Origin of the sequence: Brachybacterium sp. P6-10-X1, from assembly GCF_001969445.1 — a bacterium.
Taxonomy (GTDB): Bacteria; Actinomycetota; Actinomycetes; order Actinomycetales; family Dermabacteraceae; genus Brachybacterium.
On record NZ_CP017297.1, the window covers coordinates 1,691,048 to 1,709,199 of the forward strand.

Annotated in this window: 17 protein-coding genes; 9 read left to right on the plus strand and 8 right to left on the minus strand. The window is 71.4% G+C overall.

Translation table 11 applies throughout. The annotated features are described in order from the left end of the window. The first annotated feature begins 121 nt into the window (after positions 1–121). Complete coding sequence (gene arfB, locus BH708_RS07680; protein WP_076807874.1) at positions 122–562, plus strand: alternative ribosome rescue aminoacyl-tRNA hydrolase ArfB; 441 nt, start codon at positions 122–124, stop codon at positions 560–562. Positions 563–624: 62 nt separating this feature from the next. Here arfB and BH708_RS07685 read toward each other — a convergent pair whose 3' ends face one another. Further along, on the minus strand, positions 625–975 hold the full coding sequence (locus BH708_RS07685; RefSeq protein ID WP_076807875.1) for a DUF488 domain-containing protein: 351 nt from the start codon (positions 973–975) through the stop codon (positions 625–627). Between the two features lie 152 nt (positions 976–1,127). Between BH708_RS07685 and BH708_RS07690 the strand changes: the two genes are divergently transcribed. The 6 genes from BH708_RS07690 (at position 1,128) to BH708_RS07720 (ending at position 6,781) form a co-directional block, all read left to right on the plus strand. Then, on the plus strand, positions 1,128–1,871 hold the full coding sequence (locus BH708_RS07690; protein ID WP_076807877.1) for a helix-turn-helix transcriptional regulator: 744 nt from the start codon (positions 1,128–1,130) through the stop codon (positions 1,869–1,871). A gap of 171 nt (positions 1,872–2,042) precedes the next feature. Next, positions 2,043–2,840: a VOC family protein gene (locus BH708_RS07695; protein WP_076807878.1), complete on the plus strand. Its 798-nt coding sequence runs from the start codon at positions 2,043–2,045 to the stop codon at positions 2,838–2,840. Between the two features lie 64 nt (positions 2,841–2,904). Then, the gene (locus BH708_RS19785) at positions 2,905–4,173 is read left to right on the plus strand and encodes an alpha/beta fold hydrolase (protein WP_157235810.1); all 1,269 of its coding nucleotides are present in this window, start codon (positions 2,905–2,907) and stop codon (positions 4,171–4,173) included. A gap of 423 nt (positions 4,174–4,596) precedes the next feature. Beyond that, positions 4,597–4,806: a dodecin gene (locus BH708_RS07710; RefSeq protein ID WP_076807880.1), complete on the plus strand. Its 210-nt coding sequence runs from the start codon at positions 4,597–4,599 to the stop codon at positions 4,804–4,806. Between the two features lie 63 nt (positions 4,807–4,869). Next, a complete protein-coding gene (locus BH708_RS07715) occupies positions 4,870–5,844 on the plus strand; it encodes a DMT family transporter (protein WP_083713371.1) in 975 nt (324 codons plus the stop codon). Between the two features lies 1 nt (position 5,845). Further along, positions 5,846–6,781, plus strand: coding sequence for a phosphotransferase (locus tag BH708_RS07720; protein WP_076807881.1), 936 nt, complete (start codon positions 5,846–5,848; stop codon positions 6,779–6,781). Between the two features lie 27 nt (positions 6,782–6,808). Here the strand turns inward: BH708_RS07720 and BH708_RS07725 are convergent, their stop codons facing one another. The 6 genes from BH708_RS07725 to BH708_RS07750 form a co-directional block, all read right to left on the minus strand. Continuing rightward, positions 6,809–7,762: an ABC transporter permease gene (locus tag BH708_RS07725; protein WP_253705514.1), complete on the minus strand. Its 954-nt coding sequence runs from the start codon at positions 7,760–7,762 to the stop codon at positions 6,809–6,811. Continuing rightward, positions 7,762–8,694, minus strand: coding sequence for an ABC transporter permease (locus BH708_RS07730; RefSeq protein ID WP_076807883.1), 933 nt, complete (start codon positions 8,692–8,694; stop codon positions 7,762–7,764). The genes BH708_RS07725 and BH708_RS07730 overlap by 1 nt, the downstream gene beginning before the upstream one ends. Continuing rightward, positions 8,691–9,842 carry an ABC transporter ATP-binding protein gene (locus tag BH708_RS07735; RefSeq protein ID WP_076807885.1) on the minus strand — a complete coding sequence of 384 codons (1,152 nt, stop codon included), beginning with the start codon at positions 9,840–9,842 and terminating at the stop codon, positions 8,691–8,693. The genes BH708_RS07730 and BH708_RS07735 overlap by 4 nt, the downstream gene beginning before the upstream one ends. A gap of 43 nt (positions 9,843–9,885) precedes the next feature. Continuing rightward, the gene (locus BH708_RS07740) at positions 9,886–11,115 is read right to left on the minus strand and encodes an extracellular solute-binding protein (RefSeq protein ID WP_076807886.1); all 1,230 of its coding nucleotides are present in this window, start codon (positions 11,113–11,115) and stop codon (positions 9,886–9,888) included. 69 nt (positions 11,116–11,184) lie between these two features. Beyond that, complete coding sequence (locus BH708_RS07745) at positions 11,185–12,237, minus strand: LacI family DNA-binding transcriptional regulator (RefSeq protein WP_076807888.1); 1,053 nt, start codon at positions 12,235–12,237, stop codon at positions 11,185–11,187. Positions 12,238–12,693: 456 nt separating this feature from the next. Continuing rightward, complete coding sequence (locus tag BH708_RS07750; protein ID WP_083713373.1) at positions 12,694–15,138, minus strand: sodium-translocating pyrophosphatase; 2,445 nt, start codon at positions 15,136–15,138, stop codon at positions 12,694–12,696. Positions 15,139–15,409: 271 nt separating this feature from the next. Between BH708_RS07750 and BH708_RS07755 the strand changes: the two genes are divergently transcribed. Together BH708_RS07755 and BH708_RS07760 are read left to right on the plus strand one after the other, a co-directional pair. Continuing rightward, positions 15,410–16,318, plus strand: a complete 909-nt coding sequence (locus BH708_RS07755; protein WP_172805747.1) for a DUF3152 domain-containing protein — start codon at positions 15,410–15,412, stop codon at positions 16,316–16,318. 39 nt (positions 16,319–16,357) lie between these two features. Further along, positions 16,358–16,933: a 1-acyl-sn-glycerol-3-phosphate acyltransferase gene (locus tag BH708_RS07760; RefSeq protein WP_076807890.1), complete on the plus strand. Its 576-nt coding sequence runs from the start codon at positions 16,358–16,360 to the stop codon at positions 16,931–16,933. Between the two features lie 335 nt (positions 16,934–17,268). Here BH708_RS07760 and BH708_RS07770 read toward each other — a convergent pair whose 3' ends face one another. After that, a complete protein-coding gene (locus BH708_RS07770; protein ID WP_076807894.1) occupies positions 17,269–18,090 on the minus strand; it encodes a phosphatase PAP2 family protein in 822 nt (273 codons plus the stop codon). Positions 18,091–18,152 lie beyond the last annotated feature (62 nt).

Sequence of the window (18,152 nt, forward strand, 5' to 3'; positions counted from 1 at the left end):
CCCTGCCGCGCCCGCCTCACCCTGTCCTCGTCGCGCTCACCGACCCCTGCGGTCGGGAGCGCCGGAGCGGATCAACGCTGCCCCATCGCAGCACTCCCCTGCCGTGCGGCACACTCGAGGCATGGATGATCTGCTGGTGACCTCGGGGCCCGGGGCACCCCGTGGGCTCCGCATCCCGGCGAGCGAGCTCACCGAGCAGTTCACCCATGCCTCCGGCCCCGGGGGTCAGGGCGTGAACACCGCCGACTCGAAGGTGCAGCTGAGCCTGGATCTGGCCACCACCACCGCCCTGGACGAGGAGCAGCGATCCCGAGCCCTCTCCCATCTCGACCCGCGCCTCGCCGGCACCGTGCTGAGCATCAGTGCCGAGGAGAACCGCTCCCAGCGCCGCAACCGGGTGGCCGCCCGCGAGCGGCTCGCGGCGCTGCTGCGCGAGGCCGTCGCTCCGCCGCGGCCGCGTCGGCCGACGAAACCGACGCGGGGCTCGCAGCGTCGGCGGCTGGAGGCCAAGCGGCAGCGAGCGCGGACCAAGCAGAACCGTCGGCGCCCCGGGCCCGAGTGAGACCGGGCGGGCCGTGCTCCGTCGACCTTCTGCGTCGACCCTGGTCGGGCCGTGTCATCGCCCTACTCGCCGAGCAGATCCTGCAGCACGGCGACCTGGCTGTGCTCGATGTCCTTCGTGGCCGTCAGCAGCGTCAGCCGCTTCCCGGTGGGTGCGTCCCGCAGCCGCTGCAGCGCCTCGCGACCCTCGTCGGTCTCCAGCTCCTCGCGGTAGCGGCGGGAGAACTCCTCGAACTTGTCCGGATCGTGGCCGAACCACGTGCGCAGGTCGGAGGACGGTGCGACGTCCTTGTTCCAGTCGTCGAGCTGGGCGTCCTCCTTGCTCACCCCTCGCGGCCACACCCGGTCCACCAGGACTCGGGTGCCGTCGTTGTGCCCGGCCTCGTCGTACACGCGCTTGACTGAGATGTTCATGGCCCACCTATACACCGTCGGGCGCGCCGGGCCGTGCGGATGGACCGGTCGGTTCCATCGGACCGGGCCGTGCGAACTCGCCCGCGTCGGAGGGCCGATCGCCCCGTCCGCTCCGAGGGGCCGCCGATCACACGGCCGCTACACTCCCATGTGTGACTGCACTCACATCGTCCGCGACGGAGGCCGTGCTCGCCTCCGCGGTCGATCTCGCCCGGGAGCGCCCGGCCGAGCTCAGCGTCACCGACCTCGCCGACCACGTCGGCTACAGCCCCTTCCATTTCTCCCGCCTCTTCGCGCAGCAGGTCGGCATCGGCCCCGGCCAGTACCTCACCGCGCTGCGGATCGATGAGGCCAAGCGCCTGCTGCTGGCCGATACCGACGCAGTGATCGACGTGGCCACCGCGGTCGGCTTCGAGTCGCTCTCGAGCTTCACCCGGCGCTTCCGGGCCACGGTCGGCGTGCCGCCCGGGCGGCTGCGTCGGCTCGCGGACCACATCAGCGACCGGCCGCCCACACCGTTCTCGCTGATCGGCCCCGGGCAGGGCACGGTCCGCGCGGACCTCGAGCTGCCCGAGGGCTTCAGTCCGCGCGGTGATGCCTCGATCTGGGTGGGCTGGTACCCGCATCCCGCCCCGATCGGGCTGCCTCGCTCCGGGGTGCTGGTCTCCGGGGTCGACGCCGTGGAGCTGCCCCCGTGCCCCGGTGCCCCGTTCCTGCTGGGATTCGCCGTGCCGGTGCATGCGGGTCCTCTGGACCAGCTGGCGCCGTCGGCGCCCGTGGTCGCCGTGCATCCTGCGCCGATCACGCGCTCCGCGCGGGTCACCCTGAGCTTCGCGGCCGCGACCGCGCCGCGTCCGCCGCTGCTGACGGCGCTGCCCAGCCTGTGCACCCGGTGACCGACGGCGCCGGGCCGCGACGCAGGGACGAGGCCAGGCGGGAGGACACAGCATGGACGGAGAGGGAGCGGAGGGGGACTGCGCAGGATCGGACAAGGATGTCGAACCCTGCGCTCCTACCGTGGTCTCACGACGCCGGGCCCCCGGGCCCGACCCACCGAAGGAGCAGCCATGACCCGCAGCACCGGCACCAGCACCTGGATCGACGCCACCGTCACCGACCTGGCCAGCGCGAAGGCCTTCTACTCCGGCCTGTTCGGCTGGGAGTTCGAGGACCTCGGCGAGGGCTTCGGCCACTACCACCTGATCTGCAACGGCGACGCGCTCGTGGGCGGTCTGATGGACATCACCGGATTCACCTACCCGGACGGAGAGCCCCTGGTCGCCGAATGGGCCGTGCACCTCACGGTCGACGACATCGACGCCCGGACGGAGACAGCCATCGCGCACGGCGCGAAGCTCCTGATGCCGATCGCCGACATCGGTTCCTCTGGCCGCACCGGCACGATCCTGGATCCCACAGGGGCCCTGGTCGGCATGTGGCAGGCCGGCGACCTCGAGGGCTACGAGTTCACCGGCGACCCCGGCTCGCCCGTCTGGTTCGAGCTGATGACCCACGAGTTCGAGACGGCCTCCGCCTTCTACACCGCGGTGTTCGACGCGAACCTGGTCCCCATGGAAGAGCCCATGGACGACGACTCCTTCCGCTACTCCACCAACGGCCCGGGCGAGAGCGCCAGCTGGGGGCTGTGCGATGCGAGCGGTGTGATGCCGAAGGAGGACACCGGCTGGCGGGTCTACTTCGGGGTCGAGGCCTCCGAGACGGCGCTGGCGACGGTCAGGGAGCTGGGCGGGAAGGTCCTGGACGGACCGACCGACTCGCCCTTCGGGCGGATCGCCACCATCGCCGACCCGTCGGGGGTCACCTTCCAGATCAGTGCGATGAGCGAAGCGGTGGCGGAGGGCTGAACAGGCCGGATCGCCCCGCACGCCGTCGCGGCGTCGTGCGTGGGCCTGCCACGCTCGCAGCATCATGACACGCACCACGATCCTGTTCCTGCATTCGGCGGGCCCGCAGTCCGCGACCGAGGGCAGCGGCCCGCTGCTGGCACGGCTCCGGGCAGAGCTCCCCGAGGCGCTGATCGCGGCACCCGCTCTCCCGACGCCCGAGGATCCCGACCCGGCGGCGTGGGAGGAGGCCGTCCGGGCGGAGATCGCCGGACCGGAGGGGCCCGTCGCGGTCGTCGGCCACTCCCTGGGCGGTTCCGTCGCGCTGAGGGTGCTCGCACAGGGCGATCCCACCTCGGCCGCGGCGGTGCGCGGCGTCGTCACGATCGCCGCGCCCTGCTGGGACGCAGGTGATCCGGACTGGCCCGTCGTCGGATTCGGCCTGCCCCCGGACATCGCCGGTGCGCTGGCACGCCTCGAGGTCCTACTGCTGCACGGCACTGCCGACGAGGTCGTCCCGCCCGGCCACGCCGATCGGCTCCGGTCCCGCCTGCCCTCGCCGCGGGTCCGGCGGATCGAGGGCATGGACCATGCGGCGGCTGCGCACGCCGACCGGATCGCCGCCGTGCTGCGGCCGCTGCTGGATGCGCGTGACGAGCGGCGCCCGGCCGATGCCGACGCCTCTCGCACGGAGGGAGGGGCCGTGCCGGGTGGGACGGATTCGTGGCTGTCCGAGACCCGTTCCGCCTACGACATCGACGCCTCCGGCTACGCCGAACAGGTGCGCGGACTTCTCGCCGAGACGCCTCATCTCGCAGCACAGCTCACCCTGTTCGCCGAGCTGCTGCGTCGGGACGGAGGCGGGCCGGTCGCCGACGTCGGCTGCGGGACCGGATACGTCACCGCGCATCTGCGGAAGTCCGGAGTGGACGCGTTCGGCATCGATCTCTCCCCGGAGATGATCGCCCTCGCCCGACGGGACCACCCCGCCGCACGGTTCGAGGTCGGCACGATGACGGAACTCGACCTGGAGGACCGATCGCTCGCCGGCATCGTCGCCTTCTGGTCCGTGATCCACGTCCCCGACCACGCCCTGCCCGGCGTCCTCGACGAGTTCGTGCGCGTGTTGCGTCCTGGCGGCCTGCTTCTGGTCGGGTTCCACGTCGGCGACGGCGTGCATCACTCGTCCACGGGGTACACAGGCCGCGCGATCACCGTGGACAGCTATCGTCGCCGCCCGGAGACGGTGACGGGCCTGCTGCGGAAGGCCGGGTTCACGATCGATTCGGAGGTTCTCCTGCGTCCGGACGACGAGGTGCCCGGAGCCGTCGTGCTGGCTCGTGGTCCGGTCTGAGGCGGGCCCCACGCCGTGGACGCTCGATGAGCGAGCCGATGGAGGGGCCCCTTCCGGTACGCCATGGAATCCGGCGGGCTCTCCCCGAGCACGCGCCGCCGGCGAAAGCGCTTGGAACGAGCGATCGGCGACCGCACGGCCACGGATCCTCGGCACCGGGAGGAGGACGAACGCATCTACCTCCCTGGCCGCCGACCGATCTGTCCTGCGCGCGGCCTCACCACCAGCGGAGGACTCCCCACTCTCGGAAAGCGCCGCTGAACAGTGCGTCACCGGAGCGCCCCGTGAACACATCGACCAACGTCGCGGTGGAACAGCGCGCCGCTGACCCGTCGGCCCCTGGCCCCTACGCCGACCGCGGCGTAGCGTGACGCCACCGATCCCGCGGGGTCCGGTCCCGCGACCGAACACCAGGAGGGCACCATGGCTGGACACGTCTACAACATCACCGAGATCGTCGGCACCTCGCCGGAGAGCAGCGACGCGGCGGTCGCGAATGCCGTCGCCGAGGCGTCGAAGAGCCTGCGGAACCTCGACTGGTTCGAGGTGCAGTCGATCCGCGGCCATCTCGAGGACGGCGCGATCGCTCATTGGCAGGTCGCGATCAAGGTCGGCTTCCGCCACGAGGGCTGATCCCGGGCGGTGGGCCCGCGAAATCTCCTTGGAGCCTCCGCATCGGTGGTCCACGATGGGGCGATGACCGCGGCGCCCACTCGTTCCTCCCATCCCGCGCTCCCCTGGCTCGCCGCGCTCGCGGTCATGGTCATGTGGGCGTCCTCGTTCGTCGTGATCCGCGCCGCCGGGGCGGACCTCTCCCCCGGGGCGATGTCGCTGCTGCGGGTGGGATCGGCAGCGATCGTGCTGATCCCCCTGGTGGCGGCGGGCCGGGTCCGTTTCCCGCGGACCGGGCGGCTGCGCGCGGCCGTGATCGTCTGGGGTGCGGTGTGGTTCGCCGCGTACACGCTAGTGCTGAACGCGAGCGAGCTGTTCCTCGATGCGGCGACGGCCGCGATGCTGGTCAACGTCGCCCCGCTGATCGTAGCGGTCGCCTCCGGGCTGCTGCTCGGCGAGGGGCTCTCCCTCCGTCTCATCTCCGGGGTGCTGGTCGCCTTCGGAGGCATCGCGCTGATCACCGCGGCGACCTCGACCGGTCACGTCGCCGCGGCCGGGCTGGTGCTCGGTCTGCTGGCGGCGGTGCTCTACGCCGGCAGCGTGCTCGCCCAGAAGCCGCTGCTCGCCCACATCGATTCCACCTCGATGACCGTCATCGGCATCGGCGCAGGGTTCCTCGCCTGCCTGCCCTTCGCGCCCCGGCTGGCCGGTGAGATGGTCGAGGCCCCGACCTCCTCCCTCCTCGCCGTGGTCTACACGGGCGTGTTCCCCACGGCCCTCGCGTTCCTGCTGTGGGGCTACGCGCTGTCGCGGACCCCGGCCGGGGTGCTGACCTCCTCCTCGCTGCTGGTCCCCGCGATCACCCTCGTGCTCGCGTGGCTCCTGCTCGGGGAGACCCCGCCGCTGCTGGCCGCGGCCGGTGGTCTGCTGTGTCTGACCGGGGCCGGGTTCGCGATCCTCCCGAATGTCCTCGCGGCGGTCCGGATCGCTCCGCTGCGCAGCGGGTCCGAGCCGGAGACCGTCCCGGAGCGCTGCGATGCACCGGCCGTGGAGTCCTGAGATGGCCATGCACCAGGGACAGCTCGAGCTCACGAGGCAGGATGCGCAGCGACTGATCGACCGCGCCCTGGCACATGCCGGGCTGCCCGCGGCGTCGCACATCGTCCCGCTCGCCGGCGCGGGCACGACCAGTCATGTGCTGCGGGTGGGGACCGACCTGCTCGCCCGGTTCCCGCTCACCGGGGAGGATCCGGACCAGGTCCGTGCCGCGCAGGCGACCGAGCATGCCGCCATGGAGGAGTTCGCACGCTGCTCCCCCGTGCCCGCGCCGCGGCCCGTCGTGATCGGCGAGGGCGATGCCACGTACCCCCTGTCCTTCTCGGTGCAGACCTGGGTCGAGGGGGAGATCGCCACCCCCACGTCGGTCGCCCGCTCCGGCGCGTTCGCCGCGGACCTCGCCGACCTGATCAGCGCCCTCCGGGCCGTCGACCTCCGCGGCCGCACCTTCTCCGGCGCGGGCCGCGGGGGATCCCTCCCCGACCACGATCCGTGGATCGCCGAGTGCCTGGACCGCAGCGAGGGTCTCCTGCCGGTCGGGGAGCTGCGCACCCTGTGGCGGAGGCTGCGCTCTCTGCCGCACGAGAGCGCCGACGTCATGAGCCACACGGACCTGATCCCTGGGAATCTCCTGGTCGGCGACCAGCGCTCGACCGGCGACCAGCACCTGGTGGGCGTCCTGGACACGGGCGGGTTCGCCCCGGCGGATCCTGCTCTGGACCTGGTGTCCGCCTGGCATCTGCTGGACGAGGACGCCCGGGACGTGCTCCGTGTCCGTCTCGAGGTGCCCGAGCTGGACTGGCGCCGGGGAGCCGCCTGGGCCTTCGCACAGGCCATCGGCCTGGTCTGGTACTACGAGCGGACCAATCCGGTCATGAGCGAGCTGGGCCGCAGCACGCTGGACCGGTTGCTCGCGGCGCGCGATGAGCTGCGGGGGTAGCGGGAAGCACTGCAGGTCCGGCGCGCCTCAGTCGTCCGTGTCCCCGACCCGTGCGACCAGCTGCGTCGGGTTCACGAAGCGCAGCGCGATGATCAGCGTCACCAGCATCATGGCCGTGTACACGAAGGCCATCGCCGAGACCAGCGGTCGCGGCTCGGAGCCGCCCGCCGACGTCATGGCGCGGAAGATCGTGACCACCAGCGTCTCGGTCCCCGGCCCGGAGACCAGGTAGGTCAGCTCGAACATGCCCACCGTGCGCACCAGCACCAGGATCGCGGCGGCGAGGATGCCGGGCACGAGCATCGGGCCGAGGATGCGCAGGAACACGTGCCGCATCCGGGCGCCGCTCATCCGCGCGGCGTTCTCGATCGCCGGATTGATCTGCTCGATGAACGGCGTCATCGTGATGATCACGAACGGCACCGAGGGCACCAGGTTCACCAGGATCACCGCCAGCACGGTCCGGCCCAGCCCGAAGTTGTAGATCACCGTGGCCAGTGGGATGCCGAAGGTGATCGGCGGGATGATCACCGGAAGCAGGAACAGCGCGGTGATGGCCTTCTTGAACGGGAACTGGCGTCGGGCGAGCACGTAGGAGGCGGGCACGCCGATCAGCACCGACAGCGCCACCACGGAGAAGGCGACCACCAGGGTGACCGCGATGACGTGGGTGAGCTCGAAGCGGGCCCACGCCTCGCCGTACCAGCTGGGGGTGAATCCCGTCGGCAGCCAGTCGTCGTACCAGGCCTGGCCGAAGGAATCGATCACGACGCTGATCAGGATCCCCAGCAGGAACACCAGGAAGGCGGCGATGCCCGCCCAGGCCAGCCAGGTGCTGGGCTGGGCCGACAGGGCCCTGTCGCCCGGGATCCGGTCGTCGCCGCGCTGCCTTCTCGGCGGCTCCGGGACGGGCAGGGCGGAGTCCTCGGCCCCGACCGGGACCTCCTGCGGCGTCGAACGATTCATGTCCTGGGTGGTCATCAGCCCTTGCCCCCTGTCGAGCCCTTGTAGAGGAAGGAGCGTGCGAACAGCACGATCGCGACGACGATCAGTTCGGCCAGGCCCATCATGATCGCGACGGTCGAGGCCATCGGATAGTCGAACTGCTCCCCGAAGAAGCGGTAGGCGACCACGGCGAGCACGCGCGTGGACCCGCTGGGGTCACCGACCAGCGTGGCCGAGGGGAACACGCTGAAGGCGAGCACGAAGGTGAGGATGAACGTGGTCGCGAGCCCCGGGGCCAGCAGCGGCAGCGTGATCTTCGTGAACCGCTGCGCCGATCCGGCGCCGAGCGAGCGGGCGGCTCGGTCCAACGAGGGGTCGATCCCAGAGAGATAGGAGGAGATCAGCAGGAACGCGAAGGGGAACCCGGAGATGATCAGCGACAGCAGCACGCCGATGTAGTTGTGCACCAGATCCAGTGGTCTGTCCAGGATCCCGAGATTGATCAGGGCCTGGTTCAACCAGCCCTGGCGGCCGGCGAAGATCAGCAGGCCCTGGGCGGTCAGCACCGTGCCCAGGGTGATCGGCAGGACCAGCAGCGTCGAGAGCAGTCGCTTGCCGCGGAAGCGGTGCTGGAGCTTGATCGCCAGCGGGATCGAGACGAGCACGTTCAACAGTGCCGCAGGGATCGCCAGGCGCGCGGTCAGCCAGACGGACTCGAACGTGAACGCGTCCCCGAAGAACCGCAGGTAGTTGGCGAAGACGCCGCCGCCCCAGCGCTCGACCGTCTCCTCGGTGGGCTGCAGCGTGAGCCCGAAGCCGTAGGCGAAGGGGTAGACGAACAGGGCCAGGATGAACACGATCGCCGGGACCATCATCAGCAGCTGCGCATCGATCCCGCGGTCCGCCAGGCGGTGGCGCAGGCTCGCGCTGCCCTGCGAGGGTCTGTCCCGCGTCGCCTGGGTGGTCATGACGCCACCGCTGCCGCGCCGTCCGGTGCGACGACCGCGTCGAGGTCGCGCTGATAGACCAGCGCCCGCGACGGGTCCACCGTCAGCAGCACGCTCGACCCCACCTCGGGAGCGTGCTCGGACCGCACGTGCAGGGCTCGGCCGCCGGGCGTGCGGACCTCGACGGCGTACTCGCGGCCCTGGTACTCGACGACCTCGACCTCGGCATGGATGGTGTTGGCCGCCGTCGGGCCGGCGTGGTCGCTCCGCTGGACGACGAGGTCGGTGGGCCGCACGGCGACCCGCACCTCGTCCCCGGCCGTCACCGTGTCCACGGCGGTGCCGAGCAGCTCCATGTCCTCGGCCACGACCCGCACACGCCCCTCCCCGTCCGATGCGGCGGACTCGGCGGAGACCGTGGCATCGATGAGGTTGCGGTAGCCCATGAAGTCGGCGACGTGCCAGTTGGCCGGCCCGTCGTGCAGCTCCTGCGGCGTCCCGATCTGCTGAACCTGGCCCAGTCGGAGCACCACCAGACGGTCGGCGAGAGACAGCGCCTCCTCCTGGTCGTGGGTGACGTAGATGGTGGTCAGCCCCAGGGTCTGGTGCAGGCGTCGGATCTCGGTGCGCATCTCGAGCCGCAGCTTCGCATCGAGGTTGGACAGCGGCTCGTCCATCAGCACCACCCGGGGCTCGATGACGATCGCCCGGGCGATCGCGACCCGCTGCTGCTGGCCGCCCGAGAGCTGACCGGGCAGCTTGGCGGCCTGGTCCTCGAGCCGCACCAGGCGCAGCGCCTCGGTGACGCGCCGGCTGGTCTCCGAACGGCCGACGCCCCGCATCTGCAGCCCGAAGGCCACGTTCTTCGCCACGCTCAGGTGCGGGAACAGGGCGTAGCTCTGGAACACCATCCCGAAGTCGCGCTTCTCCGGCGGGAGGAGGTCGATGCGCTGCTCGCCCACACGGATCTGCCCGTCGGTCAGCGGCAGCAGCCCGGCCAGGCAGTTCAGGGCGGTCGATTTGCCGCAGCCAGAGGGGCCGAGCAGTGCGATGAACTCCCCGCGCCGCACGGTCAGGTCGAAGCCCTGCAGGGCCGTGGTGCCGCCGAAACGTCGGCCGACGTTCTCGATGCGCAGGGAGTCGAACTCTCCGCCGGAGGTCGTGGTCATCTCATACCTTCCTGTCTCCTGTGCCGGCCGGGTCGCCGGGCTCTCAGCCCGCGCTGCCGACCTGGCGGTCCCAGAGGTCGAACGCGGTGACCATCAGATCCGGCTCCAGCGGCGTCTCCTTGGGGGCGGACTCGATCAGGTCGTCGTACCAGTCGCGGCCGAACTCCTCGACGACCTTCTGGCTGGAATCGGGCGCGAGATCGAGGGTCGCGCCCTCGACGGCCGGGCCGGGGTAGAAGTAGCCCTCGTCGTAGGCCATGGCGTTGTACTCGGGCTCGAGCATGCCGTTGATCAGGTTCAGGATCGCGGAGATCTTGTCCGCGCTCTGCCCGGCGGGGACCACGGCGTAGTGGGCGTCGGTGACCCAGGTGAACTCATCGAAGGCCGCGGCCTCGAACTCCGCGGGCAGCTGCCCGGTGGCCCGCGGGTTGATGTCCCAGCCGGTGGTGGTCGGGATCAGGTCCCAGGTGCCGTCGGCCATGTTGGAGATGACCTGGCCGGTGCCGCTGGGGTAGCTGTCGATGTACTGGCCGATGTCCTTGAGGTACTCCCAGGTCTTCTCCCATCCGTTCTCGGGGTCCTTGGGATCGGAGTCGCCGAGGATGTACGGCAGACCCATGAGGAAGGTGCGCCCGGGCCCGGAGTTGGCAGGGCGGGCGTAGCCGAACTTGCCGGGGTGCGCCTCGGCCCAGGCCAGCAGGTCCTCCGGGGTGGTGGGGACCTCCTCGACCTTCTCCGAGTTGTACTGCAGCAGCGGGCCGGAGGGATAGTACGAGACCACGGCGCCGTAGCCGGAGGCGAGCTCCTGCATGGCGGCGGCCGGCTCGAGGTAGTCGTCCTGGTTGCTCAGGCGATCGCCGTAGGACTCGATCAGCGGGACCCACAGGTCGGAGCCGATCCCGGCCGACAGGCCGTCGTTGCCGGTCAGCACCATGTCGACCTCGAGGCGGCCGCTGTCGACCTGCGGCTTGATCTGGCCGACGAGGGACGGCGCGTCACCGGACTCGAAGCTGACCGCGGAGATGATCTCGGGGTGGTCCTCGGCCCACTTCTCGATCATGGGGCCGAGCTCCTTCTGGCCGCCGGCGACGTCGAAGATGTTCAGCGAGACCGCCTCGGACGGGGTCTCGGGGACGTCCTCGGCCGGTGCCGGCTCCGAGCCGCCGCCGCCCTCGCCGGGGGCGGTGCAGGCGGCGAGGCCGACCACGCCGGCGGCGACGATGCCGGTGGTGGCGGCGCGGCGGGTGATGGGGCGACGGGAGATGCTGGTCATGGCGATTCCTCCTGGGTGGGTCCCGGCACTGCGGTGTGCGCGGTGGATCGTGGCCGATGCTCGCAGGGGTCAGCGGGCGAAAGATGTGGGGGCGGTCGCGGCGGAGGCGGGGCTCTCCGTGGGGATCGCGGGCGGGGGCGTGGGCGGCGCGACGGCGGTCGAGTCGCGGACGATGAGCTCGGTGGGAAGGATCTGCGGGACCGGGGCCCGGGCGGCGTGCAGGGCCCCGATGAGCAGGTCGACGGCGGTGCGGCCCATCCGTACGCGGGAGGCGTCGACCGTCGTCAGGTGCGGGCGGACGTAGGTCGAGGCCGCGACGTTGTCGATGCCTCCGACGCTCATGTCCGTGGGGACGCGGACGCCGCGTTGGATCAGCCGGTCGATGATTCCCAGCGCCAGCAGATCGTTGAAGGCGATGACGGCGGTGACGCCGCCGGCGATCGCCTGGTCCGCGGCGCCGTGCCCGCCGCGGAGGTAGGGCAGGAAGGATCCGAGATCGATCAGGTCGACGTCAGCGGTCTGCTCGGCGAAGCTCCGCACGGCGTCGGCCCGTCGGCGATGGGTCCAGGACACCAGCGGGCCCCCGGCGTAGGCGATGCGGCGGTGGCCGAGCGCGACCAGGTGACGCAGCGCGGCGATCATCCCGTGCTCCTCGTCGAAGACCACCGAGGGCAGATCGTCGACCTGACGGTTGGCCAGCACGGTGGGGACCCGGGCGGCGATGGATCGGATCGTCTCGTCGCTCCCCCGGGGAGAGCACAGGATCAGCCCGTCGACCCCGTCGGCCAGGGTCTCGAGCATCGTGCGCTCGATCATCGCGTCCTCCTCGATGTCGGCGACGACGACGAGGAGGCCGTCGGCGCGCGCCCGCGCCTGAACACCCTTCGCCATCAGCCCGAAGAAGGGGTTCTCGAGATCGGGGACGACCAGACCGATGGTCCCGGGCCGCGGGGTCGGCCCCTGGGCGGCGGCCGCAGGGCGGTAGCCGAGCTCCCGAGCGATCCGTTGCACGTGCTCGCGGGTGCCGACGGCGACGAGCTCCGGCTTGGACAGGGCGCGCGAGACGGTGGAGATCGACACCTGTGCCGCGGCCGCGACATCACGGACGGTGGGGCTGGGCATGCCGCGTCACCTCCTCCCGCTCCGGACTCCGTCGGCACGGTGCCGATGTGCCGAAACAGTGCGCCGTGTTGCACTGTTGTGTCAATCACAGTCACCGAAACGTGACCTGGCGTTCGAGGTCGAAGCACATCAGGCCAGGTCGCACGCGCGAACAGGAGGAGTCAGCCCACACGCCCGTGATGAAACATGTTTCATCCGTACGGCGTGCCCGCCCGGCGGACGCCAACTTCCTGGCCTCCGGGCACACGACCGAGCTGCCCGACCTCGTCGGGCGTCTCGGGATGCTCGAGACGCGCGGGATGCCCTTGGACGGCCACGGCCGCGAGCTCCTGCCCGGGCTGCGCCGCCTGGGATATGCGCACCGGCCGGGCCCGACGGGATACGTCTCCCGCCGCGCCCGGGCGATGGCCCGGGAATCTGCCCGCGGCGCCGCCCCGGGCATCGCGCGCGACCCGCTCAGGACCCGTCGGGGCGCCCTCCGCGCCGCGCTTCCCGCTCGTCGTCGCCGACGCCCTCGGTCACGCCGTACTGCTCGGCGCGCGAGCCGTGGGCCGCCTCCCGGACCGAGCCCGCTTCGGCGTACGCGCCGTCGGCCACGGCCCCCATCTCCGCTCCCTCCGCGGCCTCCTCGAACTCGTCGGCCGGCGCATCCAGCGCGACGCCGCGGCGGATGGAGATCGTCACCGCCACCGCGATCGCCGCGACGGCCACCGCCGCGATCACGAAACGCAGCGGGTTCGCGTCCCCGCTGAGTGCGGACATCCCCACCACGGCCGGGGCGATCAGCACGGCGACCAGGTTCATCACCTTGATCAGCGGGTTGATCGACGGGCCGGCGGTGTCCTTGAAGGGGTCGCCGACGGTGTCGCCGATGATCGTCGCCTCATGGGCATCGGAGCCCTTGCCGCCGTGGTGACCGTCCTCCACGATCTTCTTGGCGTTGTCCCAGGCGCCGCCGGAGTTGGCGAGCAGGATCGCCATCAGCACACCGGCGGCGATGGCACCGGCGAGGTAGCCGGCCAGGGCGGGCGCCCCGAGACCGAAGCCCACGGCGATCGGGGCGGCGACCGCCAGCAGGCCGGGGGTGGCCAGCTCCCGCAGCGAGTCGCGGGTGACGATGTCGACCACCCGGCCGTACTCGGGCTTCGCGCTGCCGTCCATGATCCCCGTGATCTCGCGGAACTGTCGGCGCACCTCGAGGACCACGGCGCCGGCCGCGCGGCCGACGGCGCTGATCGCGAGACCGGAGAACAGGAACACGACCGAGGCGCCGATGATCACGCCCACCAGGGTCTGCGGGGCGAAGACCACGGACTGGTCCAGGAAGTCCTGGTAGCGATCGCCGAGCACGCCGTGGATCGCGTCGGTGTAGGAGCCGAACAGAGCGGTCGCGGCGAGCACCGCGGTGGCGATCGCGATCCCCTTGGTGATGGCCTTGGTGGTGTTGCCGACCGCGTCGAGCTCGGTGAGCACCTGGGCGCCCTCTCCGTCGACGTCGCCGGACATCTCGGCGATGCCCTGGGCGTTGTCGGTCACCGGCCCGAAGGTGTCCATCGCGACGATCACGCCGACGGTGGTCAGCAGCCCGCAGCCGGCGAGGGCGATGGCGAACAGCCCCGCGATGCCGGCGCCGCCCAGCAGGAAGGCGCCGAACACCGCTGCCGCGATCACACCGGCGGTGAACACCGCCGATTCCAGGCCCAGCGAGAATCCCGAGAGCACCACGGTCGCGGCCCCGGTGCGGGAGGTCGCGGCCACCTGGCGCACCGGACGGTCCTCGGTGCTGGTGTAGTAGCCGGTCAGGAACAGGATCAGCACGCCGAGGGCGATGCCGATCACCACGGAGCCGGCCGCCAGGATCCGCGGATCGTCGACCGCGGCCGCGACGTCGTCGACGCCGAGCTCGGCGAAGCTTCCCGGGAGGTAGACGAAGGCCGCGATCGTGCACAGCACCGCCGAGATGATCGCCGAGATCAGGAACGAGCGCCGGATCGTGCGCAGGGCGCTCTCCCCGGAACGCGGTGTGGTCAGGTAGATGCCGGCCAGGGCCGTGAGCACGCCGATCGCGGGGACCAGCAGAGGGAAGACCATCCCGGCCTCGCCGAACGCGGCCCGGCCCAGGATCAGCGCCGCGACCAGGGTCACGGCGTAGGACTCGAAGAGGTCCGCGGCCATCCCGGCGCAGTCGCCCACGTTGTCCCCGACGTTGTCGGCGATCGTGGCGGCGTTGCGGGGATCGTCCTCGGGGATGTTCTGCTCCACCTTGCCCACCAGGTCGGCGCCGACGTCGGCGGCCTTGGTGAAGATGCCGCCGCCGACGCGCATGAACATCGCGACCATGGCCGCCCCGAATCCGAAGCCCTCCAGGACGAGCGGGGCGTCACTGCGGAACAGGAGCACCACGGCGCCGGCCCCGAGCAGGCCGAACCCGATGGTCGCCATCCCCACGCAGGCGCCGGTGCGCACGGCGATCAGCATCGCCGGGTCGCGCCCCGTCGCCCGGGCGGCCGCCGCGACCCGGACGTTCGCCCGCACCGCGAGCCACATGCCCAGATAGCCGATCAGACCGGAGAACGCCGCGCCGACCAGGAACGCCACCGATCGGGCGCCACGCAGCAGCATCCCCTCCGCGCCGGTGGCGCCGTGCGCCGGCAGCAGGAGCAGCAGCACGAAGGCGACCACGGCGAAGACGCCCAGGGTGCGCAGCTGCCGCCTCAAGTACGCGGCGGCGCCCTCCTGGACCGCACCGGCGACCTCGTTCATGCTGTCCGTGCCCGGGCGCGCCCGCAGCACCTCGGTCCGGAATCGCAGCGCCATCGCCACGGCCACCAGCGCGATCACCACGATCACAGCGACCGTCGTGAAGCTCGCAGCGGACAGCTGTATCGGTTCCGGGTTCATCAGGTCCTCCGCACGTCATCGTGGGTCGCAGGGTCCGGCGTGGAGCCGCCCCCTCGGAGTGATCACGGTCACGCTCGTGCCGGGCACCCTAGCCGGAATCAGCCGATGCGGGTAGCCCGGGGTCCACGCAGGACGCTGCGGAACGGCGTCGCCGAGAGGCCGGCTCAGGCCTCCCCTGCCAGGTCGCGAGGCCCTCGGGATGGGCGCTCCGGCCCCACGACGACAGGCGCGCCTTCCGTGCCGAGCTGCGGACATCGCTTACCGTGGGCGCGTGCCTCCCCCACAGGACGACCGCCCCCACCTCGAGCTCACGCGCCGGGGTCGATTGCTGCGGTCGGTGCTGGTCCTGGTCGTGCTGATCGCCCTCGTGGTCGCCGTGACCGCGATCGTGCGAGCGGTCGCGGGCCAGGAGGATCCACCCTCCGACGCGGCCTCCTCGCTCGCGTCGACCGCTGCGACACGTTCCTCCGGCCCGTCGGACGCCGGCGGCGCCTCCGACGCGGGCGGTGCCCCCGATGCCGGCGGTGCCTCCGATGCTGGGGGCGCGGAACAGGCCGACGGTGCCGAGTCGTCGACGCCGGAGGCCGAGACCCCGGCGGCCCGGGACGCGGCGGACTCGTCGCACGAGGAGATCCGGCGCTCCGGCGACGTCGGCGAGGGGACCTGGACCGTCGCCGTGCCCGCCGACGACCCCGGGCCCGAGGCGGACACCGTGCACACCTACGCGGTGCGCGTCGAGGACGGCATCGACCTGGACGCCGAGGAGGTGGCCGACGAGATCGAGTGGATTCTGGCGGATGACCGCGGCTGGTCCTCTCGTGAGGACGTCGCCTTCGAGCAGGTCGCCTCCGGCGAGGACGCGGACTTCACGATCTCCCTGGCTTCGCCGCCGACGGCCGACGAGCTCTGCCTGCCGGCGGACACGGGCGGACTGTGGAACTGCCGGGTCGGGGCGGACGTGGTGCTGAACTCGGATCGCTGGCAGCTCATGACGCCCACCTATGACGATCTCCCGGCGTACCGCGCCTACATGGTCAATCACGAGGTGGGGCACTTCCTGGGCCGCGACCACGCCTCCTGCGGTGGCGAGGGCGAACCCGCTCCGGTGATGCTCCAGCAGTCGATGGGCCTCCACGGGTGCGAACCGAACTCCTGGCCGCTGGCCGACGAGGAGAGCTGAGCGGACGAGAGCGGCTCCGAACTGCCCTACAGTGACCGTGTGCTGCGATCCCTCCTCTCCCGCGTGTTCTGGACCCTCAGTCGGTGGAGGTTGATCGGCGAGCGCCGGCCGGAGCGCTCCACGGTGCTGGTCGGCGCCCCGCACACCTCCAACTGGGACTTCGTGCTCATGCTCGCGCTGGCCTGGCGGCTGCGGATCCACATCCACTGGCTGGGCAAGCACAGTCTGTTCGTCGGCTGGCGCGGCCCGATCATGCGGGCTCTCGGCGGGATCCCCGTGGACCGCGCGGATCCCAGCCGGATCGTCGCCGAGGTCGTCCAGCGGGTCCAGGCCGGCGAGGAGTTCGGCCTGGTCGTCACGCCCGACGGCACCCGCAGCGGGAACACGCACTGGAAATCGGGGTTCTACCGGATTGCTCGCCAGGCCGGGATACCCGTGACGCTCGGGTACGTCGACGGGCCGACGCGGACCGCCGGGCTCGGCCCAACCTTCGACCTCACCGGCGAGGTCGCGGCTGACATGGACCGGATCCGGGAGTTCTACGCGGACAAGCGCGGCGTCCACCCGGAGCAACGCGTCGAGCCGCGCCTGCGCGAGGAGGACCAGGGGGACTGAGGGGTCGGAGCCGGTCGGTGCCCGTCCGCCTGATGCCGGTCATGGACGCCGCTGTCGTCCTGTCCTACGGCGGCAGCCTGGCGGAGGCTCTGAGCATCCACATCTCCGCCGCCGTGTGCGTCGCCGTGACCGGTCTGCTGCACCTTTGGGCGGCCCGCCGCGCGAGCGGGGCCCGCGACGACACGAATTCCAGGCACCAGACTCCGACCCAACCCGGGCGCATCCCCCAAGAACGTGGGTGAGCCGCTGCCGGAGCGCCGACGGCGCGGTCCCCCGGTGCACCGCTCGAGGCGGATCCGGCCAGGGGTACGGATCCTCAGGGTCGGGTCAACGACTCAGTGCAGGTGCCGTTGCGGATGGACCTCGACCGCCGATGACGTCCCCTCCCGAGGGGGCACTGCCCGATTCGGACAGTCGTCCTCGGCACCCAGCCGTGCCCGGGCCCGCTCGTCCCAGTCGATCAGCAGGCGCAGGAAGAGACCGCCGGCGAGCACGCCGCCGATGAGGTCGCTGGCCCAGTGCCAGCCCAGCATGAACGATACGACCACGGAGTTGACCGTGATCGCCCCGACGCCCCAGCTCAGCAGGCGCACCAGCTTCGGGGAGGCGCTGCTGTAACGGGCGATCAGGTAGACCGCCGCGCCGTAGATGAGCACGGCCTCCGCGGCGTGCCCGGAGGGGAAGCTGATCCCCTCGGACCCCTTCTCGAAGAATCCGGCCTGGAAGAACCGGGGGTCGCGATCGTAGGTGACCCCCCGTGCGAGGAAGACCTTCATCCCGCCGACGCCGAGCAGGAAGGCCGCCTCGGTCATCAGCGTGAGGATGATCGGGCGCCAGGATCGTCGCCGTCGCGCGAGCACGATCGCGACGACGGCCAGGATGGGCAGGCAGACCGCGTTGCTGGCAATGCGGTCCAGGACGTTCTGCGCGAACCAGATCAGGTCGGGGTTGATGCGGTAGAGCCACATCTTGGCCAGGAACAGGTCCAGCTGCTGCAGGGGGCCGCCGGCGAGGAGGATCACCACGAGCAGGGAGATCGCAAGCGTCCAGGGTGAGGTCAGCCGCCCGATCCAGCTCCCGCTGCGGGCCTGGGACAGGCCTCGGTCCAGCGGTGAGTCGATCGGGGTCGTGGGGGACCTCTGAGAATCGGCGACCATTGCTGAGAAAGTCTAGACGGAATCGTGTGACCAGCTAAGGAGCCGAGGCCTACTTCACGATT